Source organism: Candidatus Phytoplasma mali (genome assembly GCF_000026205.1).
Taxonomy (GTDB): domain Bacteria; phylum Bacillota_I; class Bacilli_A; order Acholeplasmatales; family Acholeplasmataceae; genus Phytoplasma; species Phytoplasma mali.
In genome coordinates this window covers 554,780-577,238 of record NC_011047.1, presented here as the reverse complement: position 1 = coordinate 577,238, position 22,459 = coordinate 554,780, and the positions used below count along the sequence as shown (strand labels likewise).

Below are 22,459 nucleotides of genomic sequence, written 5' to 3'. Positions count from 1 at the left end.
ATTATCATTTAAAAAATTTCTTTAAATTATAATTATTATAATCAATTAATGAAATCAAAATGAAAATAATGCTAAAATAAAAAAAATCAATAATAATAAATATTAATATTTATATTTATAATTGAGTTATTTTATTAACTCTGATTGAAAGAAAAACTAAAAAAAATAAACCTGGTAAATAAAAAAATGATATTTTTTTCCGAAGATAAAATAAAAAGAAATCTCCTGTTTACTCAACTATCAAATAATTAATATTGGAGTAAAGAAATTTTTTAAAGTAATATTGATTATCTTCTTTTTATGGATTATAAGACTGATTAAAAATATTTTCAAAATTAGAAGATTAGTTAATTATTAACTGTTTATATATATGATGCTTTATGAAAATAAATTAATGATGTATTATCAATTCTAAAAAATATTTTCTTATTTAATAAATTTATTTTTCCGAAACCAATTTAATTGACACTGATTTCGAGATTCAATTTCATATTTTAATCATCATTGACAAATAAAAAAATAATAAATTAAAAAAGACTAGCTCGATCATAGCTAGTCTAATTATTAATGGTTTAATTTGAAAAAATCTCAAACAAATCAAAAAATTTATCAATATTAATAACATCATCATACTATTTTAACTATCAACAATGTTGTTGTTATTAATTAATTTTATTAAGATGTATAAAAATATTGAAAACTTAAAGACGAAATAAAAAAAATCATTGGTCCAATAATACGAGTAGTAATGTTCATTAAAGGCAATAAATCTAGTTTTTTACTAATAGTGATAATTCCGCCAAATTCTGGAGAATCACCAACACTGTGAGAACCTAGACCGGCAGTTAAGGCAGCTTCTAATGCATAAAAACCAAATTTTTTCGCCAGTAAAAGAGAAATTAAAGTTACTGTTAATAAAGAAGTTAAAACTAATAAAATTATCTTGGATGCCGTTAAAGCTGCTAATAAAATTTTCCAATTAGTAGTTAAACTAAAACCAACCAACATAGGAGCAGCAAAATTAGTAGTCATAAATTTACCAGTTTGAATCAAATTCCCTTGAAAACTGATAGGCATTAAATTAAATAATTTAAAAATAAATAATAAAATTATCATAAATACTAAAACAAAATCGTTATTTTTAAAAAAGACAAAACTTAATACACGTCCCAACATATAAAAAGCAATCGCTATTAACAATCCTGTTCTGATATCGGACAGTTCAAATAATTTTTTATTTTTATTTGTCAAATCACTTTTATTTTTATTTTTAATATATTCTAATTGACCTTGACCATTTAATTTCGTTTTATTTAAATAATTACACAATAAACTCGTGAAAACAATCGCCAGTATACGAGTTAAAATTAAAGGAGCAATTAAAAATGCACGTAATTCAAAGTTATTTATTTTCGATGATACTCTTCCGTACAGACCATTAGTCAGACCATTAACACCAAAATTAACTCCCCCATTAGTTATAGGAACAAAAACATAAAAAATAGCATCTAAGAAGGAACCTTTGGAAATAAATCCTTTAGGAACTGAAAAGTGTAATAAATGTCCTATTCCTCCAACCAATAAAAAAGCAACCGTAACAGAAATTAAAGTTAAAGGAAGAAATTTCTTCATAGATTTTTTTAATAATTTATTATCAATGCTAAAAATACTACCTGCAATTACTAAAAGAATAAAAAAATGAGGAAAATTAATACCTTTATTAAAAAAATCTTCATGAAATTTTTCTACTAATTTCGGTGATATTACCTTTTGATAAACTAAATAAGAAGGAACTAAAGCACATAATAAAAAACTTAGTCCGAATTTATTCAAAAAAGGGATCATATTACCGACAAAATGTAAAAAAATACCTAAAACCATACATAATAATAAAGGTGTAAATAATTGTTGATAATATGAAGCAGTATTTTGTTTAAACATATAAACATTTAAAACACAAATAAACATTAAACCTAAAAAAAATAAAGATTTTAAACTAAAAATTTCATATTTGTTATTTTTATTTTTTATAATATTGGCTTCTTTCATTTTAATTTCTTCACCTTTTCGATTTTTATAATAATTTTTTTTAAAAATTCAAATTTTAATAAGATCTTATTCAAAATATCTTACTAATAATTATATGATAACATTTAATTTTTAAAAAAAACAATATTTAATTTTTATCATCACAATATAACAAATAATCTTCATCTTTAACATTAGGTTTTCTAAATAAATTTTTTAAAATTAAAAATTTAAAAATATTGTCAATGAAAAAAAAAATAATTTAACTTTAATTGAAAAATATGAAAATAAAATTCATCAAATACTGTTCAATTAAACTTAAAAATAATTGATAAAGAATTTAAAAAAATATCAAAGATAACTAATAATGAAAAATTAAATCATTATCATTAAATAAAAAACTACAAAATTAACCATTAGTAAAAATAATTAAATTTTGTAGTCAATTAAATCCAAAATATTAATCTTCTATAGTTTTGATTGTAAAATCAATTTCTAATTCGATGTTATCAACATTTTTTGAGATTAATTCTTTAATTATAGGATATTCTTTTAATATTTGATAATTTAAAGTTTGTTTAAGGTCTAACTTTAACTTGGGATTTGTTTCTCCTGGTTGTTTTGAAGCTTTTAAAATAACATCATCGATTTGATTTGTTGAATTTTTAAATAATGGTGTTTTTAAGAACCAATCGTATATGTAGTGTTGGTTAAACAAATTGTTTGAAATATTTTTTTTTTCATTTGATGATTTGTCGTAGTATGAAATGTTTTTTATTGCAAAATAATCTACATGAACTTTAATATATTCCTTAGAAGAAACTTGATCATCTAAAAAAACTTCATATTCTCGCGTAATTATTGAATCTTTTATTTGTGGTATTGTTTTTGAAATAGAAGTTTTTGTTGTAATTGGTATTAATTCTGAGTCAGTTTTATTTGAATCTTCTGATGGTTGAAAATTTTCTAAATTAACGGGGTTATTAGTTAGATTTACCTTAAAATATTCTGAAATCTCTGTGTCTGTCGGTGGTTGTATCGGTTTTGGTAATTTAACACTCACTTTATATTGAAGACTTTTTTTATGATTTTGTAAACCATAACAAAAAATTGTGAAAGCAATAAATAAAGGAATTATTAAAAATAATTTTAATAATTTATTTTGACTATAGATCATATTTGACTTTCCCTGATTAAACATAATTTTTAAATTATAATATTGTCTATTTAATTATCAAAATCATATTTATATTTTTTTTAAATTTTATAAAAACTTTAATTAATCAAATTTAACTACTTTTGAACAAATATTTTATTTTTTTATTTGTTATTTTTTAATCTTCTAAAAAGAAAACTTAAACTTGATCTAATTTTTTTGATATTGTAAATGATTTAAAAAAATGTCCAAATGTTATTTATAAGACACCTATGATAAACTAAAACACTTTGATAGTAAATATCTTTATGTCTTGATATTCACTGTTAAATTTTTTCAATTTAAAACTTTGTTTTTTAATTAATGATTATCAAATCATGTTTGAATTAATTGTTTTTATGATGATAAATTTAGACTAAATAACCGATATTAACCACTATTTTATTTTATTTTTTACGTTTAAAAATTGCATTTGGTTGTTAATGTAGTTTTAAAATTATAATATTGTCTATTTAATTATCAAAATCATATTTATATTTTTTTTAAATTTTATAAAAACTTTAATTAATCAAATTTAACTACTTTTGAACAAATATTTTATTTTTTAAAAAGTCTAAAAAAATGCAACACTTCGTTTTTTTTATTTTGCTGAATTATTTTGTAATATCAAAATTGTTTGAAATCGAAAAATTTTGATTCTAAATAATGATGAGTACGTGGTTGTATAGGTGTAAATTCTATAGTTTTAGTAGGTGATTTATAATCTTCTTTAGAATCAAGATTTTGATAAATAATAAATTCAAGTATTTTATTGTAGGAATCTTTTTCATTAGTCCTATAAGCTTTTTTGAATGATGATGAGTTTTCTGAATCCATTTCTTCTATTTGTAAAATGTTGTCATCGTTATCCTTCCATTTCTTGACAAGATCAATTCTACCGTTAACAAACCTTTTTGTATCTGTATAAACTTTACAGACAGATAATTTATCTTCCCAAACAACATCAACAACTTGTTGAATAGTTGGATTATCAATTGTATGTTCCTCTTTATCCTTTTTATATAACAATTTAATAGAAGGAGAAGGCAATTTAGAAGGCAATTTAACCGATAATTGATATTTTGTTTCCCGTTTATGAGCAGGTTGTTGAACACCATTAATGGTTATATAAAGCATCAAAAATAAAAACATTAAAAAAAATAAAAAAATCTTTTTTTTTAAAAAAATTTTAAATAAAGTCATATCCCACCAAACCTCTATTTATCATCAATTTAAATAACAATCTATAACCACAAAAACATCTCTCTATATAAAAGAATTCAAATTCTATATAATATGATTTTTTTATTTAAAGTAATTATTTTTTTGGGGAAGTCTTTGTTTCTATCCATTCTATAAAATTATAATAATACAATATTTTAGGTAAAGCTTGAAATCTAAACAAAATACAAGAACCGTTAATTATTAAAAGTAAAAAATTTAAAAAAATTAAAATTTTTAAATCTAAACTAAAAAATATTGGTGTTGAATTATCACTTTTATTTTTATTCATATCGATTTTTTTCCTAATAAAATAAATTTAATTAATTAAATATTCAAAAGATATATAACTTTAGTTATTAAAAAAATTAATACCAAACAATATTATTTTTTTATCATACAAAAAACCATAATCCGAATTAAATATTTAACTTATTAAAATATATCATTTTAAAAAAAATTTTACAAATATAAAGCAATTAAAAATTTCCGGTAATGAAATGTTTTCTTTTTCTTTGATATCTGTTAAAATTTTAAAACTGAATTAATTGGTTAAAATAAAAAAAATCAACAAAACTCAAACAGAGTTGTTGATTGAATGACATTATTTAATTTAAATAACTCAAAGTTGGTGTTCAAAATACTTTTTAACTAAACTTAAGTTATTTATAGAAAACAAACTATTTTAATGTTCCAAATAGTTTAATTTAAAATTATTTTTTAAACCAAAATAGAAAAATAATCAAACATATAATCAAAATCATCGCTACTGGAATAATTAAAAAATAATATTTCCGAGGAAACTGATTTTGATGCATACTACTAAGCTGTTGAAGATTATGATCATTATTTTCATTTACCGAATATGAAAATGATTCTGGAATACTGTTAAAAGGGTGTGGTGTTTGATCATTATTTTTTTCCAATGTTGATATTTGAGTTACTGAGGTGATACTATTCGGAAATATCAGTTCTTTTAAACTTTTATTAGTAAAATGTACACCATCTCTATACAACTTTTTATAAAAACCATTAAAAATTTTATTTTCATGAGTAACAGGGTCTTTTTCTTCTAAATGTTCGTTCGAAAAGATAACTTTATCATGAGTTTCAAATTCAATTTCAATTAATTTCAACTTAAATAAGATTATAACTGGCACAGGGTTCACATGATTAGATTCGGTATCATCCATAAATTTAGTTTTTATATTAATAACTTTCGTAAAAGATGATTGATCTTGGTTAATTCTTAAATCTAAATAATATCTGTAAACTGGCGAAAATTCCACTTCAATTATAAATTGATTTGGTTGTCTCACAAATAGTGTTAAAGTAAAGTCTTCATGCTTTAAATCTTTATTTTGTTCAACGAAAGAAGAAGGAAGCGATAAACCAACTGAATGGTTATTATTATTTAAAACAGTCGCACTTTCTTCACCTTTAATAAAAATAAAATTTAAAAAACTGACAATCAATAAAAATATTATAAACTTAAATAAAAATTTTTGATTAATGATAAACAAATTTAATATCCTTTTTTCTAATAAAATTATTACTATTAATATTTAAATCTTCAATAATAGTAATATTTTTAAATAATTAAAATAAATATATAAAGTAAAAATATATTTAAAATACTTAATATACCTACTTTAATTTTAAACTTTTTTTAGCATGTTTAAAATTAAAAAAGAATTTTAGAGAAAAAAAATACTAAATTTTTAAATTATTTTAAAAATTTAGTAAAATATTATTCATTTAAATTTTAAAATTAAAAAAACTTTAAAAATATCTTTATAAAAAGTAGTCCTTTTTTTGTTTCACTAAGAATTGAAAAACTAAATGTTTAACTTGAGGATTAACAAACAAAATATTTTTATTTTTAATATATTTGGTTTTAGTATTTAAATTTTTTAAAATTACAATTTTTAAAGTTAATAAATTAGCGTTTTTTAACATTTTTCTAATTTTTTGTTCTTTAGTTTGTTTTTTCATTTTTAAAACCTGACAAATAGATTTTTAATTTTAATAAGTTAAAAAAACTTTTTTAAATCAAAAAAAATATTATATACGAAACGTTTTGGTTTAATAAAAATATCAATTAATTGCAAATTTAAAATAATATTTTAAATAATTTCGTTATTAATACTCCTCGCCTTGTGGAAGAACTGACGATGGTGAAGTAACTGTTAATTTCTCATCTTGTGGAAGAACTGACGATGGCGAAGTAACTGGTAATTTCTCATCTTGTGGAAGAACTGACGATGGCGAAGTAACTGGTAATTGATCTTGATCTTTTTCAGAATCTGGTTTAAAAGTTGTACTTGTAGGAATATTAATTACAGTTCGTAAAATGTCTTCAGGATAAATACCATCAGCCCAAAAAAAAGCTAAACCTAATAAAAAAATCAAACCAATTAAAGCTAAAAATTTTTCTAAAATTATTTTTATCATATCTAACTTCCTTAATTTTAATTTATAAAACTCCTTACACTATTAAATTTTTAAAAATTAGTGAAATAAAATTTCTCTGTGTAATTTGATTAATGAGAAGAACTAATTTATTGTTTGTTATCATAATCAATATTGATTTCATTACTTAAATAAAAAATTATTTTTAAAATTAAAACCTAATTAATTACTACTGCATGAATTAAGTTTCGATTTGAAGTAATTTAAATTTTATCAAAGTAAAAAAATTAGTGATAGTTTTAATCAAATGAGACCTGAATAATAATTATTTCATTCATATGATTTCAAAATATCTCTAATTCATTAAGATAAAATTGAACCAAAAATAAAAAATATTCTTCCCTGCTTAAGCAAAAAAATAAAAATACCATAATAGATATATATATCGAAGTGTTGCATTTTTTTGAACTTTTAAAAAAAATAAAATAACTACTTAAATTTTTTGTTTTATTTTTTTGTTTGTTTACTATCTTTAATATTTATTTTATCAGTATATAAATTTATTATTAAAACTTTTATTTATTAAAATTTTCACTGTAAGGTAATGATTTGATATATTCTTCCATAAATTCCCAATCTGCCCCCCCTTTATCGTTGGTTGGAACTTTAATTTGACTATTTTTCATTTTATCATTGCTCCATTTTCTACCATAATTAAATCTATATTTTTCTTTTTCAAGAAGAATAGTAATAAATAAAGCGTTATAAACATTTAGTTTTTTATTTCTTAAAATAGTTACATCAGGAGTAGCATAAAAAGATTTATTTTGATAAAATGAAGAACCTATGGAGCCGTTATTAGCTATTGTAATACAATTAGCTGGAAAAAGTTTTTTTCCTTTTTGGACGTTATCTTTAACACCATTATTTAAACTGCTGGAACTTACTAAAGGGATGTCTCCTTGTTCTAAATCTTTGATGATATCTTTACCTCTTTCAATCATAAATAATTCTTGAATGGAAAAAAATTTCATTTTATTTATATTTAAATTTAATCGATGAAGTAATTGTTTTTCGTTTGTTAAAGAACACAAAGTATTATTATGAACGTTTAAAAATTCAAAAGCGATCAATTCTTTTATTTTTTTGATAAAAATATCATCAGTTAAATCATCATAATTAGTTGTCAAATATTCTTCGGCCAACCATTCATCATGATATTTAACAGGATGATTAACAGATAAACCTTCTTTGTCTTGTTTATTTTTATAAGTAATTAACCATTCATTCTTAATTGAAGGCCATTTATTGTTAATATCAATTCTTCCTTTATATTTTGTTTTCACAAAACCATCATTTTTAAAATAACCAAAAAAAGTATTAATATTACTATCATGAGGAATATGAGCTTCCCAAATTAAAATGACAGTAGCTACTCCCACAGGATAAAATAAATCTTCAGGCATCGATAAAACTGCTTTTAAAGTATGTTTTTGAAATAATCTTTCTTTAATGGTTAATCCTTTAGTATTTAAGGCAGTGCTCATTTGACAAATAGCGACGCATTCCCCCCCTTTGGTTAAGCAATTCAAACTATTTTCAATAAATTCTAATTGTTCTTCAGCATTTCCATTACTATAAGGAGGATTTAAAAAACTAATATTGGGTTTTTTCTTTTTAACTATTTTTATTAATTCATCATCAAAACAATTTCCATGAAAAATATTACTTTTCCCATCGCCTCTCATCATCATATTAGAACATACATGACTAAACATATCTGGTCTAATTTCAATACCTATCAATTGATTTAATTTAATTTCTGCTTGTTTATTTTTTTCATATTTGACATTTTGAACCATCGCTTTCATTGCTGAAACTAAAAAACCACCAGTGCCACAACAAGGATCAAAAACAATATCATTTGGTTGTATATTTATTAAATCACAAAAAAATTCAGTTATATGAATCGGTGTTAAAACAAGCCCTGTTTTTTTATCACCGCCAGCATATTTAATAAATTGAGTGTAAAATTTACCTAAAATATCAAATTTATTATCACGAATATAAGGTAAAATATTATCATTTACATCATCTATTAAATTTCTTAATAAATTATTAGGTATATTTGTTTTAGTTTTTTTATCTTTAATAAATGGCGAAGTTAATTGCTTATTATTTTTATATTTAGAATATTCAGTTACTATAGTTTGAATTTTATCTTTTGAAATTTGCTTATCTTCTAAAATTTGTTTACAAAATTTTACAATATCATCGATCAGTCTGTCATTTTCTTTATGAGTATATAATTTATACTCATTAATAAAAACTTTGTTTTGTAAAGCTACTAAAATAGAACTAATAATAATACACCTTTCCACTTCAGGGATAGAGTTAGAATGTAATAATTTATTATATTCAACAGCTTTCATTATTAAAGCTTCTTCGCTAATAGGTTTTTTTTGTTCTGTTATTATTTCGTTTAATTGTTGAGGATTTAATATTAGTTTATTTTGAATATTTTTATAATAATAACTTTCTTTAATCCATAAAAAAGTAGATATTTTCTTTTCTTGTTCTGTTTCTCCGCTTATCACGATAGCAGTCACATCAAAATCTTTTTTACAGTAATTAGCATAAAGCAAAACACCATCAAAAGCATAATCTTTATATTGTTTTTTATCTAAACTTTCATGTTTAGTTGTAGATGCTTTACATTCTATTAATATTAATTTATCTTGTTGGTTTACAAATGATATGATAAAATCAGGATAACCTTTTCCATCACCGCTTTTACTAGCTGTTTTAAGTAATTTATTTATTCGAGGATTGTCTGATGATTGTTCTTCAATAATGATATTCGGATTATTATAGTATCCTGCTTCTTTTAACATTTTTCGTACAAGTTGTTCAGTTTTCCTTTCATTTACCATTATTGTTTATTTTCCTTTTTTTATTTTTTTATTTATTTTCTTTTGGATTAAATTTCTTCGTATAAAGCGAAGTGTTGCATTTTTTTAGACTTTTTTTAAAAAATAAAAAAATAAAACAAAAAATCTAAGTAGTTATTTTATTTTTTTAAAAAGTCTAAAAAAATGCAACAGTTCGCTTAATTAATCAAAATGATTTTCGGTTCTAATCATAATAATTTCTTGTTTATAAATCGGTTGACCATCAATATAAGGTGTTTCTAAGATCTTTGGCAAAGATAAAAATAAAGGATGATAAATAATTTCCATTAATGCCTTCAATCCAATTTGTCCTAAGCCTAAATTTTGGTGACGATCTTTTTTACTACCTAAACAGTTTTTGGAATCATTAATATGCAAACAAGAAAGATATTTCAGACCAATAATTTGATCAAAAAGTTCAATCACTTTTAAAAAATTATTTTTAATATCATAACCCGCATCAAATACATGACAAGTATCAAAACAAACCTTAATTCGACTTTGATCCTGAATTAATTGAATAATAGCTTTTAGTTCTTGAAATTCGCGCCCAATTTCTGTACCTTTACCAGCCATAGTTTCTAAAGCAATTTTAGTTCGACAATGTGAGGTATTTTTAAAAATTTGATTAATTCCTTGAGCAATTAATTCAATGGCGGTATTTTTAGTTTGTCGAAGAGCATTTCCAGGATGTAGTACCATTTGACTAATTTGCATTTCGTTAAAACGAATAATTTCTTGAGTTAAAAAATCAATGGCGAATGACCGATTAACTGGATTAGGATTCGCTAAATTAATAATATAAGGAGCATGACCAACTAAATCATCCGGATTAATTTGATGTTGTTTCAATAACGTTAAAGCTTCAGAAATTTTAAAATTATTTAAAGCCACACGTTGAGTGTTCGTGGGTGGCCCACTATAAACCATAAAAGTATTCGCTTGAAAGGCAATAGCCGCTTGAACCGCACCATAAAACATATCGGGTTTTTTTAAAGAAACAAAACAACCAATTTTAAGCATTTTTTTTCTTTCCTTGGGAATATTTTTGAATTGATCGAATTTTATTTTTTTTTCTAGGAGTTTTAATTAAATGCGGTTTGTGGTTGCGATCCGGTTTAGGTTTTAAAATTTCAATTTCTTTAGAAGTTAAAATCATTTGTTGAAAATTAAAATGTTGACTTTTTAATTTATTAATTGTTTTTATTTCTGATTCATTGTAAATGGTAATTACTTCACCTGGTTTTCCCATGCGACCAGTACGACCGGAGCGATGTTGAAAAAATTCTAAATGTAAAGGTAAATCATAATGAATCACTAAAGAAATATCTAAATCTAAACCACGAGCAGCTAAATCACTCGTAATAATATACTGATATTTTAAATTTTCAATAGCTTTTAAACTTTGTTTTCTTTGTTTAACTGATAAATCTGATGAAAAATTAAAAACATTTAACTGATGTTTTTTTAAAGTTTCAAATATCGGTAATTGATCTTGCTTACGAGAAACAAAAATTAAAGCTAAATAAGGTTTTAATTTTTGGGTTAAAGTTAATAAAGTTTTTAATTTATCATGACTTTTTAATAAATAATATTTAATATTTTTTAAATAATTTTTAGTTAAATCAATTAATAAAGTAGGACCAAAATTTTGTTTAATAAAATTAGTTAAAAATGGTTTAAAAGTAGCAGAAAATAGCATTATTTTAGGTTTTGATTTAGTAATCATTAATGGTTTTAAAAAAGATAAAAATTTTCGATCTAACAACATATCAGCTTCATCTAAAACAAAAAAAAGGGTGCGGTTAATTTTTAATTGTCCTAAAGAAATAGCATATTCAAATAATTTTTCTGGAGTAGCGATCACAATTTGAGGTTGCTGTTTTTGTAATTTTAAACTAGTTCTTTTTTTATCCATACCACCATAAAAAATTCGTACTTTAACTGCATTTTCAGGAATCGCTTGTAACATTTTAAAAATTTGTAAAACTAATTCATTTGTTGGTGCGATAATAACAGCTTGAACGACAGCTTGGTTAACGTCAATTTGACTTAAAATTGCTAATAAATAAGCATGAGTTTTACCAGTACCCGTCGGTGCTAAACCAATTAAATGTTGTGGTTGAGAGAAATTTTTAAAAACTTCTTCTTGAATAGGAGTTAAATAAGAAAAATTTAATTTTTGTAATTTATCTTTAATATAATTTTTCAAAATAATTCCATTCTTTCTAAAAATAAAACTTGGTTGATCTTTATTTTTAATTTTTTTTAGTTTAATTAAAGATAAAAAAATCTCTAACTAAAAAATTAGAGAAAAATAACTTTAAATATGGTTTTCAGAGATTTTTTTAACCTCCAAATTAGTTTTGAGAGATTTTAAACTATGATAAATTTGATCTAAAATTTTATTATTAAATTTATGTTGTTTTTGATCATCTAATTCTGAATATCTTTTAGTTAATTCCAAAGCTTCATCAATAATAATAGGAGCAATGATCTTATTTTCTAATAATTCAAACGTAGCCAAACGTAAAATAGCTTGGTCTACTTTATTTAAACGTTTTAATTGATAATTATAAAGATTTTTTTGAATAATTTCATCAATTAAAGTTATTTTAGGAATAATTTTTTGAAAAAAAACCAAACTTTGAGGTTTGGTGGTATAATTCAAAAACTTTAAATCCTGGAGGTAAAAATCATATTGATATAATAAAATAAGTACTTCAATACGTATTAAACTTGGTTTTTTCATAACAAAAGATTTATTTTCCTTTATGAATTTAAAATCAGTTGAAGAAATTCTTATTTTTTTAAAACTGAAGTTAAATTATATTCCACTTGAGACCAATTAATAACACTAAAAAAAGCTTCAATGTAATCAGGACGACGATTTTGATAACTTAAATAATAAGCATGTTCCCATAAATCTAAACCTAATAACGGTGTTCCTAAATGCAAAGGAGTATTTTGATTAATAGTAGTAGTAATTATTAATTTTTGATCGAAAGTTAATAATAACCAAACCCAACCACTACCAAAAAGTTTTTTTCCAGCCGCAATAAATTCATTTTTAAAATTTTCTAAAGATTCAAAATGTCGGTTAATTAAATTAGCTAGTTCATTTTTCGGAGTTTTTTGATAATTTAATTTTAAAATCTTCCAAAAAAAAGAATGATTAAAATGACCACCACCGTGGTTTTGGACCACTGTTCTAATCGCAATTGGAACTAAATTTAAATCAGTTAACATTGCTTCTAAAGAATAATTTAAATTTGGATAATTTTTTAAAGCTTGATTAAAATTATCAACATAAGTCTGATGATGTTTAGTATAGTGAATTTCCATCGTTTTAGCATCGAAAAATGGTTCTAAAGCATCATAATTATAAGATAATTCAGGTAATTTAAAATTTAACACGTTATAGCTTCCCTTTCGGAAAATATTTTTTTAAAATTAAAATTTTTTAAAATATTTATACACAAAAATAAATATCTTATATACACATAATTATAACATGATTTTAATTTTTTATAATTAGATTGAAAATTATTATTTTATATGTTATAAATATTAAGTATAGTTTTAAAAATTGAAATAATTGAATCCAAAGATAATGATAAATAGTTAAAAAATCAAGTTCAATAATGTTGGATTTAAATTTTAACCATTTAAAAATTTTTGAAAAACTTTTGGAAAAAATATACCATAAATCGGCTTAAAAGTTATCTTAAATTTCACTAAGTTAACTTTCAGGAAGGAAAGAAATTGAAAATAATATTATTAGGAGCTCCAGGAACTGGAAAAGGAACTCAAGCTGCTCTTCTTTCTCAAATGTTTAAACTTTACAATATCTCTACTGGAGATATGTTTCGAAAAAATTTTAGTCAAAATACTGAGCTAGGAAACTTAGCTAAAGCTTATATTTTAAAAGGACTTTTAGTTCCGGATGAAATCACTAACAAAATGGTGATAGATTACTTATCTGAAGATAAATTTAAAAAAGGCTTTTTACTTGATGGCTTTCCACGCAATTTAGCTCAAGCCAAAATGTTAAAAAAATTTTTTCAAACTAAAAAAATTAATTTAACCGCAGTAATTTATTTAAATACTTCAGAAGATTGTTTACAAAAAAGAATTACTGGCCGTCGAATTTGTCCGAAGTGTGGTAATATTTATCATATTGAAACAAAAATTCCGCGAAAATTATGGTTTTGTGATGATGATCAAACCCCTTTAATCCAAAGAAAAGATGATCAAAAAGAAACTTTTTTAAAACGTTTAGTAGTCTATAAAAAAGAAACTTTACCTTTAGTTAAATATTTTAAAAATCAAACACCGACGCATTTTTTAGAAATTAAAGTAGATGATTTGAAAACTTCAATTTCGGAAGTAACCAATTTAATTTTAATACAAATGCGAAAAGCAAAAATAATTTTTTAAAAAATTTTATAATTATTAAAAAAATAGTTGTTGTAAACAATTTTTTTATATAAAAAAACTAAAAAAATAAAATAAATTCAACTTTTAAAACTAACTAAATTATTAATTAAAAAATCAATAGTTTGTGTAGTTTATGACGTTTAGTTATTTAAAAAAAATGACTCTCAGTTTGAGAGTCATTTAAATATTTTTTATTCATTTTTTTTATTGATTTTGGTTTTTTGGTTTTATGCTTTTAATTTTTTATAATACTACTCAATAATCAGAAAATAATTATGGTAATTAATAGTTTTATTAAAATCATTTTCTAAAAAATGGAAAATTCCTAATAATTGAAATAATTTTACATAATAACACCAAAAAATAGCAAAATTTTCCAAAAATTTATATATATTTCCATTTCCTAATAAAAAACATACAGTAAGTGAAATACGATATAAAATATCATAACAAATATTATAATAAATCTCAATTTTATCTTTATCTATAGAACAATAAAAAACTGGAATTAAAAAATGTGTAATTATAAATAAAAACATCATTAAAAATAATAATGAAAAAAATATTCTTAAAAAATAATTTTTTTCGGAATGTGATTCTGTACCATGATTAATTAATTTATTATTACAATCTCTTTTTTTACGAAAAATAAAAATATCCAAAAACAAAAATAATTGACCAAAATCAATATTATTTAAGTTTTTTTCTTTATCAAGATCTTTATAAATAAATGCTGTTCCGTTTGTTATTTTAAAACAAATATAAAAAAATAATCCAATTATCATAAAGAATGAAATAAAAATAAAAATCCAATATATTATTTCATTTTTCATAAAATCAAAATAACTTTTGTTTACTTTTAGTAAATTTTTTACTTCTAGTAACGTAATAACAAAAATAGAACTTAAAATCAACAAAACGATTATATCTTTAATTCTTTGTTTACGTTGCATCATATAACCTCCTTTTTTTTATATTTTTTGATAATTTATTAATATTTTTTTAAAATAAAAAACGGTTAAGTTTTAAAAAAGTATCTTGAACACCGTAAGTAATATCTTTAACTGCATTAACTGTTGCTTTACTAATGCTTTAAAAATGATCAGCATTAGGTTCTAATATATTACGTGAATAATTTCTATTTGTCTAATAGTTCTTTCTGAAAATTCATTCTCACGCAGCCCAAAAAAACTTAATTATCAAAAACAAATAATAAACAAATAGTCATCATTCAAATAATTTTTTGAGAAAAAGCCAATTAATTTTTTAACATATAATCAATGTTAAACTTCCAATGAATAATTAAAATAAAAAAATAATAAATAATATAATTTAAATAGCAATTTCTTCTTAACTCTTTTAATAATTTAATTATATGATATCACTCCGATTTATAAAGGTTATCTATTTGTTGGTTACTTGTTATAATTTGTGATTTTATAAGTGGTTAAATTGTCTCTTTATTTTTTTTATAAGTAATTTTAGTTTTAATTAATAAAATAGGAGGAGGGAACTTTAATCAATATAAATCTCAGAAAATAGGACTATTATAAATACCAAAAGAAAAAATTATTTATTAAATTTAACTATATGATAAACAAAAAAAATTTTGTCAAATTTTTATTAAAAATAAATTAATTATTTTTTTTAAAAAGTGATTTTTGCTTTCTTGTGTAAATTTTTATGATATATAATCAATATATTTTCAACTTAAATAACAAAACTAAAAATTAAATATTTAATTTTAAAAAGTATTTTATTGTCCAATTTTAAGATTTAAGGTAATATACAAATTTATATTTTTCATGTCTAACATTATGCAAAATATTTACCAGTAATAATGAATTTAATTCAATCTAATTTAGCAACTTAGTATTTTTTTGATCAAAATAATATTTTAAATAAAAAAAAATAATTGAAATAGCTTTATTACTCAATAGTTAAGGCTAAATTTATCTTCTATTAATTAAAATATAAATAAACAACTACTAGTTTTTTTAAGAGCGAAAAAAAATAAGTATAATAAAAATGTGATTTTTTTATTAGAAAGTCATAAAAATGTCAAAAATAAACAAACTTTTATTCATAATAAGTGCGTTAAGTTTAATTAGTTTAGTTATTGGATGGTTATTTTTTAAAACTGTAAATAAGAAAAAAAATCTAGATAACTTTTCACAATTTTTAAATCATCACGATTTACCTAATGATCAAGCTTTAAATGATTCGGATGCTGCTAATAATTGGGATATTAACGGCATAATGAAAAAATTTACCGAAACTAAAAATTCTATTTTAAATGCGACTACTGAAACCGAAGCTAAAGATAAAAAAATAAATTTTTATCATGAATTAGTTGAAATAATGGAAAAAATGGCACCTTATCAAAATAAATTTAATATTCAAGAAAAACAATTTTATGATGTTCAATTACCACAAATAACATCCGAATTTATTAATACTAATTATCCAATTCGGTACGAAATTTTAGATAAAAATATTGATCCACAAAAAACCAAAATTGAAGCTAATAAAACCTATAGTAAAATAATTAGTAAATTTAATCAAAATGATGAATTAGTTATAAAAGAATATTATATTAAAACACTCAATTTTGAACAACTTATTAGGTTGAATGAATATTATCAAGCTAATAAGTTTAAAAAAATAATAACTTATTATCATATGGATGATAATTATATGATATTTAATATTAATCCTAATGATCCTAAAACCAAACCTAAATTAGAAATAACTGAATATAATCTTTATAGTCAAAGACAAGATACTAAATACAATCGAGAAGGTCAAATTATCAGTATAAAACCACCTATTTATGAAACTATCGAAAGTAAAAATTAAATTCAAACATTATGATCCCACTCTCTTTTAAGAGAGTTTTTTTATTTAACTACCGTTAACCAAATTTAATCTATAAAATAATTAATATCATGTTATTAAAAATCTCAAAAATAATATTCAAAAAATATCTCCAAACATTAATCAAATCAACCGAAAAAAACAAAAGATCAAGATAGTTAATTTATTTTCTTCTGCTAACGAATTAAATTCTTTTTCTGCGTGTATGAATAATAATTTTTTCTTCTGAACCAACTATTTTTTTGAAATCTATATTTTAACTTCAATCTCTGTTTTAATTGTTAATTTTTCATCACAATGTTTTTATTTTGATATTTTTTTACTTTAATTAGCACTAATAAAATAAAAAAAGACTCCAAAAAGTCTTTTGATTAAATTCTTATTTCTTAGTATTTACAACTAATTGTTCTATTTCTGCTTGAGTAATCGTTTCTTGTTCTAATAATAAATGAGCGATTTGATCTAATAAGGTTTTATTTTCTAACATTAAATGTTTAGTTCGGGCATAACAATTATCAATGATTTTTTTAATTGCGGTATCAATCAGTTTTTTATCCGAAAATTCGGAATCTTGACTAACTCCTAAATCACTCATCCCGTATTTAGTCACCATTAACCGGGCAATTTTAGTCGCTTGTCGAAAGTCGTCAAAGGCACCAGAAGAAATATCATCAAAAACTAATTCTTCCGCGACACGTCCTCCTAAAAAGGATTGGATTTGTGCTAACATTCTTTTTCGAGAAGAAAAGAAAGTTTCTTTTTCTGGCATCATTAAATTATAACCACCAGCGTTACCCCGAGGGATAATCGTAATTTTTTGAACTTTTTGAGCGTGTTTTAATTTAATCCCAATGACTGCGTGTCCTGCTTCATGATAAGCAACCATACGGCGTTCTTCAGGGTCATATTTAATCGATTTCTTAGCGGGTCCCATTAAAACGCGGTCTAGAGCTTCGGATAATTCAGTCATGGTAATGAAATCTTTGTGATTACGGACAGTCAAAATCGAAGCTTCATTTAAAACCGCAGCTAATTGGGCCCCACTCATCCCTGGAGTTTGTTGTGCTAATTGATGAAAATCAATATCAGAAGATAATTTTTTATTTTGGGCGTGTAGTTTTAAAATCTCCGCACGTGATTTGATATCTGGTAAATTAACCAGAATTTTACGATCAAATCTCCCTGGTCGTAATAAGGCTGCATCTAACATATCGGCGCGATTAGTAGCTCCAATCACAATAATACCTTGAGATGGAGTAAAACCATCCATTTCGGTTAAAAGTTGATTTAAAGTTTGATCTTTTTCTTGATTGCCGCCTGAAGAATTTCCTCCTCTTCGACCACCTAAAACATCAATTTCATCAATAAATAACACACAAGGAGCATTTAATTTCGCTTCTTTAAACAATTTTCTAACCCTGGAAGCGCCTACACCTACATACATTTCCACAAATTCCGAACCTGAAACAGCATAAAAAGGAACACTGGCTTCGCCCGCTAAAGCTTTGGCTAAAAGAGTTTTACCAGTTCCTGGTGGTCCTTCTAATAAAACACCCCTCGGAATGGCAGCCCCTATAGTTTCGTATTTTTGTGGTTGTTTTAAAAAATCAATTAATTCGGTCATCTCTTCTTTTTCTTCGGTATTCCCAGCCACATCTTTGAAAGTGAAAAGGGATTTTTGTTTGGAAGTAATTAAAGATTTAGAATTAAGTTTACCTGATTCACGATGAATAGCTAGAAAAATATAAATAGTAAATACTAAACTAGATAATACATTAATAAAATTTAACAAAATACTAAAAATACTCAACAACCAACTAAAAGGTCTGAATTCATATTGATAAGAAATTTTATTTCTAGGCAATAATTCAAAAGATAGTTCTTCTTTGGTATTTTTAATAATTTCTGCATGAAATTTTTCATTATTATGAGTTGTTAATTCTATTTGATAAACATTTCTGATGTCAAAAGGTTTGTCTTTTAAAAACATTGTTTTATAAACACTATATCTAACACTTTCACTAATATCTTTACGCGAAATCTTGCTTAACATTTCTGATTCACTAATTGATTCGCCTTTTGGTTTAAATATTCCTATTTCTAACCAATTAAATAAAAATGCCAAATATATCACAATAATCGTGGTAATAAATAAAATATTTTTCTTTTTATATTTCATAATTTTTTCCTTATTTAAATTTTACATAAATTCGCCTACAAAATCATAAGGTTTTGTTTTAAAGCCAAAAAATTTAAAATATTTAATAAAGTTGTGTTCAACATCAAATAAAAAACGCATTTGTTTCATTTGTGCCAAAGGCATATTGAATAATAATTCTGAATAAACTTTTTTTTCCAATTTTAGTAATGCTGTTTGTGTTGATTCCTCTTCTGGTAAATAAAAGCTGTTGTTATTTCCTCGTCTAATATTATATTCTGAGGTCGAAATTAAACATTCAGGTTTCAATCCTGAAACTGAAATATTTATATCCGCCGTTGAATCATTTAATCGATATAATAAATTAATTTGTTTAATACCATCAATAGTAAATGCGGTTTCTATTTGTTCTTTGATTTCTCTAATAAAATTTTCATCTGTAAATACACCATCTCTAGTTGCCAAAGTCAACTCTATTTGTTGTTGGTTTTTTTTATATTTTGATAAAAAAAATTGAGATAATTTTGAATCATAACCAAAATTATTTTTTAATGATTGTAATGCTGCATCTTTTTGGCCTTTTGAATGATTTGGATATGTGCCTTGTTTTTTACAATATTCTTTTAAATCTTGTTTAAACATGTCGGTAATATTCTGTTCATGTTCTTGGGTGTCATTAAAAGTGAAGATAGAATCCTTTGTTCTATAAACATCACTCATCAAATCTAATGATGGAGATAAAAAAGAGGATATTGATTTTATTTTGTTTCTATCTATACTATAAAATAAAGCCTTTCGTAAATTAGGATCTTTTACTCTCGGATTTGATGAAAAACTCATTATCAAAGAATAACCCGCAGGTTTACAAAATAAATCTTTTTTAAAATTATCCAAAAATTTTGAATCTATTTTGTTTGCATCACATACATACAAATGTAATTTATTATCTTGGAATAATTCTGTTTCTTGAACTGATGATCCTGAATTATGTTCAATTAACATTTGAACTTCGTCATACGGCAAAACGTTTTTGTGGTGGTCAAAATACGAATTATTTTTTGAAAAAATCCATGTTTTATCGTTATAGCCTTGATTAATGATATAAGGACCATAGGAAATAAAAGGATATGCTGCTGTTCCATATTTTATTTGTCCATCGGGAGAAATAGATGCGTTGTATTGTGTTTCTTCAATTAAAATAATTCTATTAATATTTTTAATAACTTCAAATAAACTTTTTGGTGCAGAAAATTTTAATTGAAATTCATATGGTTTATCTTCAAAAGTTTTTACATAATTACTATCTTTTTCTGTACCTATGTTTTTTAAACCTAACATGTCCTTAAAATCACCAAATAAAGAAATAAATTTGTTTATTGTTGTTTGTATTGTTTTAGCATTGATTGGAGTTCCATTTTCAAATTTAGCATCCGGACGCAAAACAAAAGTAAAATTTTTGCTTGTTTGGTTTTGTGATTGCTTAAATCCATCATTTGTACCTATATATTGATTGAAATCTTTAGAATTTTTAATACTTTCAATTAAATGAAAAACAAATTTTCGAGGAATTAAATGAGAATTATAATGAAGCATATCACTTTTGTCATTTGAACTTAATTGATTCCATGCCTCTTCATCTACTAATTCTTCAAAAAAGGTACTGATTAAAGGTTTTTGGACTAAAAACTCTTGAGAATCCGCATATAAAGCATATAATCCCAATTCTTTGTTAGGAAATAATTGCCCTATTCCGTTTGGAACTGAATAAATAAAATTATTATCTGATTTTTTTAACAATGGAATACTCGAATTTGTTTGTTCTGTTGTATTTTTATTTGGATTTTTAATATAAATTACAATTGCTATCAAACTTATAGCAATAAAACATATTAATGTTAATATAATGTTTTTATATGAAGAAATAAATCGCTTTAATTTTTGAAAATCCAACTTTATAAACTCTCTTTCGTGAATATTTACTCTGAAAATATTTTTTAAAATTTATCTAAACTTGAAGAAAAAGGCAAAATAATCTCAATTTTCAATATCTTTTTCCATCATTAATGATGAACCTATGAAAACTTCTGTTGCTTTCACCAACCCAATTGAAAATTATTTTATTCGGTTTACTCATTAGTGCTAATGACGAAGATATTAATTTTCCGTCAATTAATGATTTTTATAATATCAATTTGATAATTCTTATTTAAACCATATTATTTTAATTTTTCTTTCTCAACATCATAAAAATGTTAATCATTTTCAGCCATGTTTTCATTTTAAGATCAATCCGGTATAATAACAAAATAAGAATCAGAATATTCTAAATTAGCAATAGAAAATGTTTGATTTATAAAAATCAAAGCAAAATAATTATTTTTGTTGGTACTGCCAAAAAATATACATATTTTGAGCACCATTACCCATTTGTTTTAATTCTTCTAAAGTAAATCTATCATCTTCATCAATTCTAGTACCATCATCGAAGAAAACTCCTAATAAATTATGCGGTGCGTTTTTGATTTTCCACATAATACCAAATTCACCTAAATTGCCATTATAACAAGCGTTTGGTTGCTTAAAATCAAAATATTCACTAAATGATGCATGTTTTTCTAAAACACCCATGTCAGTCACAGTTGAATTAACAATCCTCATGTTACCTACAAATTCTGCTTCAGGAAGGACTGCTATTAAATCAGAACTATTGAAGATAAATAATCCCAATAAAATCAAAAATCCAATTTTAAATATTTGTAATGGTTTTTTGAATTCAAACATTAATTAACACCCCCTCTCATGATTTTTTATCACTAAACCAAGTTCATTCCGTCAAATCTTTCCAAATCAAGAATCTCTCAATACAACATTGTGATTATTTCCCAATAAATTTTATTTGGTTTTCTGATCAAACTATTTTTTTCATCTTTTAAAAGTAGCAGTATCCACCCTCTGAAAAAAACCTTCGCAATTATACAATGAAAAATTTTAAATTATCAATGACTAATATAATAATTCCCAATTTAATTGGTAAATATTTATACAACCCAGCAGTTTGGGAGTTTCATTTTTTAATTTTTAAACTTCATGCCTTCATAACAAATATTATTGAATCATCAACTTTTTAATGATCGGTCTCTAAAAAAATGTCATTTTTGATATTATTTAAATTAATGG

The 22,459-nt window shown here is 23.2% G+C and carries 18 protein-coding genes; 2 read left to right on the top strand and 16 right to left on the bottom strand.

From position 1 onward, the window contains the following. Positions 1-675: 675 nt before the first annotated feature. The 12 genes from ATP_RS02625 to ATP_RS02570 form a co-directional block, all read right to left on the bottom strand. The gene (locus tag ATP_RS02625) at positions 676-2,049 is read right to left on the bottom strand and encodes a 2-hydroxycarboxylate transporter family protein (RefSeq protein ID WP_012504177.1); all 1,374 of its coding nucleotides are present in this window, start codon (positions 2,047-2,049) and stop codon (positions 676-678) included. A gap of 439 nt (positions 2,050-2,488) precedes the next feature. Further along, positions 2,489-3,205, bottom strand: coding sequence for a hypothetical protein (locus ATP_RS02620; RefSeq protein WP_041186046.1), 717 nt, complete (start codon positions 3,203-3,205; stop codon positions 2,489-2,491). Positions 3,206-3,850: 645 nt separating this feature from the next. Then, positions 3,851-4,426, bottom strand: coding sequence for a hypothetical protein (locus ATP_RS02615; protein ID WP_012504179.1), 576 nt, complete (start codon positions 4,424-4,426; stop codon positions 3,851-3,853). Positions 4,427-4,541: 115 nt separating this feature from the next. Then, entirely contained in the window at positions 4,542-4,736 is a 195-nt protein-coding gene (locus ATP_RS02610) for a hypothetical protein (RefSeq protein ID WP_012504180.1), read from the bottom strand. Between the two features lie 421 nt (positions 4,737-5,157). Then, the gene (locus ATP_RS02605; protein ID WP_148208572.1) at positions 5,158-5,919 is read right to left on the bottom strand and encodes a hypothetical protein; all 762 of its coding nucleotides are present in this window, start codon (positions 5,917-5,919) and stop codon (positions 5,158-5,160) included. Between the two features lie 319 nt (positions 5,920-6,238). Next, positions 6,239-6,439, bottom strand: a complete 201-nt coding sequence (locus tag ATP_RS02600; protein ID WP_012504182.1) for a hypothetical protein — start codon at positions 6,437-6,439, stop codon at positions 6,239-6,241. A gap of 147 nt (positions 6,440-6,586) precedes the next feature. Further along, positions 6,587-6,898: a hypothetical protein gene (locus ATP_RS02595; protein ID WP_012504183.1), complete on the bottom strand. Its 312-nt coding sequence runs from the start codon at positions 6,896-6,898 to the stop codon at positions 6,587-6,589. Between the two features lie 533 nt (positions 6,899-7,431). Next, a complete protein-coding gene (locus tag ATP_RS02590) occupies positions 7,432-9,789 on the bottom strand; it encodes an N-6 DNA methylase (RefSeq protein WP_012504184.1) in 2,358 nt (785 codons plus the stop codon). 180 nt (positions 9,790-9,969) lie between these two features. After that, positions 9,970-10,830 (bottom strand): deoxyribonuclease IV, encoded by an 861-nt coding sequence (locus ATP_RS02585; RefSeq protein ID WP_012504185.1) that lies wholly within the window; start codon positions 10,828-10,830, stop codon positions 9,970-9,972. Next, complete coding sequence (locus ATP_RS02580; RefSeq protein WP_012504186.1) at positions 10,823-12,019, bottom strand: DEAD/DEAH box helicase; 1,197 nt, start codon at positions 12,017-12,019, stop codon at positions 10,823-10,825. Before ATP_RS02580 ends, ATP_RS02585 begins: the two co-directional genes overlap by 8 nt. 111 nt (positions 12,020-12,130) lie before the next feature. Then, a complete protein-coding gene (locus ATP_RS02575; protein WP_012504187.1) occupies positions 12,131-12,559 on the bottom strand; it encodes a transcription antitermination protein NusB in 429 nt (142 codons plus the stop codon). A gap of 50 nt (positions 12,560-12,609) precedes the next feature. After that, positions 12,610-13,224: a superoxide dismutase gene (locus tag ATP_RS02570; protein ID WP_012504188.1), complete on the bottom strand. Its 615-nt coding sequence runs from the start codon at positions 13,222-13,224 to the stop codon at positions 12,610-12,612. Positions 13,225-13,572: 348 nt separating this feature from the next. On the opposite strand from ATP_RS02570, the gene ATP_RS02565 reads away from it, so the two are divergent. After that, positions 13,573-14,247 carry an adenylate kinase gene (locus tag ATP_RS02565; RefSeq protein ID WP_012504189.1) on the top strand — a complete coding sequence of 225 codons (675 nt, stop codon included), beginning with the start codon at positions 13,573-13,575 and terminating at the stop codon, positions 14,245-14,247. Positions 14,248-14,498: 251 nt separating this feature from the next. Here the strand turns inward: ATP_RS02565 and ATP_RS02560 are convergent, their stop codons facing one another. Next, the gene (locus ATP_RS02560) at positions 14,499-15,200 is read right to left on the bottom strand and encodes a hypothetical protein (RefSeq protein WP_041186048.1); all 702 of its coding nucleotides are present in this window, start codon (positions 15,198-15,200) and stop codon (positions 14,499-14,501) included. Between the two features lie 1,105 nt (positions 15,201-16,305). Here ATP_RS02560 and ATP_RS02555 point away from each other — a divergent pair. Further along, entirely contained in the window at positions 16,306-17,106 is an 801-nt protein-coding gene (locus tag ATP_RS02555; RefSeq protein ID WP_012504191.1) for a hypothetical protein, read from the top strand. Between the two features lie 397 nt (positions 17,107-17,503). On the opposite strand, the gene ftsH is transcribed toward ATP_RS02555, so the two are convergent. The 3 genes from ftsH to ATP_RS02540 all read right to left on the bottom strand — a co-directional run bounded on the left by ftsH (position 17,504) and on the right by ATP_RS02540 (position 22,063). Further along, entirely contained in the window at positions 17,504-19,303 is a 1,800-nt protein-coding gene (gene ftsH, locus ATP_RS02550; protein ID WP_012504603.1) for an ATP-dependent zinc metalloprotease FtsH, read from the bottom strand. Positions 19,304-19,324: 21 nt separating this feature from the next. Continuing rightward, positions 19,325-21,232: an ABC transporter substrate-binding protein gene (locus tag ATP_RS02545; RefSeq protein WP_012504602.1), complete on the bottom strand. Its 1,908-nt coding sequence runs from the start codon at positions 21,230-21,232 to the stop codon at positions 19,325-19,327. Between the two features lie 423 nt (positions 21,233-21,655). Next, positions 21,656-22,063 (bottom strand): hypothetical protein, encoded by a 408-nt coding sequence (locus ATP_RS02540; protein ID WP_012504601.1) that lies wholly within the window; start codon positions 22,061-22,063, stop codon positions 21,656-21,658. Between the last annotated feature and the right edge of the window lie 396 nt (positions 22,064-22,459).

Bases quoted from the DNA above. Each gene is read 5' to 3' on its own strand.
- ATP_RS02625 (WP_012504177.1), bottom strand. From the start codon at position 2,049: ATGAAAGAAGCCAATATTATAAAAAATAAAAATAACAAATATGAAATT.
- ATP_RS02620 (WP_041186046.1), bottom strand. From the start codon at position 3,205: ATGATCTATAGTCAAAATAAATTATTAAAATTATTTTTAATAATTCCT.
- ATP_RS02615 (WP_012504179.1), bottom strand. From the start codon at position 4,426: ATGACTTTATTTAAAATTTTTTTAAAAAAAAAGATTTTTTTATTTTTT.
- ATP_RS02610 (WP_012504180.1), bottom strand. From the start codon at position 4,736: ATGAATAAAAATAAAAGTGATAATTCAACACCAATATTTTTTAGTTTA.
- ATP_RS02600 (WP_012504182.1), bottom strand. From the start codon at position 6,439: ATGAAAAAACAAACTAAAGAACAAAAAATTAGAAAAATGTTAAAAAAC.
- ATP_RS02595 (WP_012504183.1), bottom strand. From the start codon at position 6,898: ATGATAAAAATAATTTTAGAAAAATTTTTAGCTTTAATTGGTTTGATT.
- ATP_RS02590 (WP_012504184.1), bottom strand. From the start codon at position 9,789: ATGGTAAATGAAAGGAAAACTGAACAACTTGTACGAAAAATGTTAAAA.
- ATP_RS02585 (WP_012504185.1), bottom strand. From the start codon at position 10,830: ATGCTTAAAATTGGTTGTTTTGTTTCTTTAAAAAAACCCGATATGTTT.
- ATP_RS02575 (WP_012504187.1), bottom strand. From the start codon at position 12,559: ATGAAAAAACCAAGTTTAATACGTATTGAAGTACTTATTTTATTATAT.
- ATP_RS02560 (WP_041186048.1), bottom strand. From the start codon at position 15,200: ATGCAACGTAAACAAAGAATTAAAGATATAATCGTTTTGTTGATTTTA.
- ATP_RS02555 (WP_012504191.1), top strand. From the start codon at position 16,306: ATGTCAAAAATAAACAAACTTTTATTCATAATAAGTGCGTTAAGTTTA.
- ftsH (WP_012504603.1), bottom strand. From the start codon at position 19,303: ATGAAATATAAAAAGAAAAATATTTTATTTATTACCACGATTATTGTG.
- ATP_RS02540 (WP_012504601.1), bottom strand. From the start codon at position 22,063: ATGTTTGAATTCAAAAAACCATTACAAATATTTAAAATTGGATTTTTG.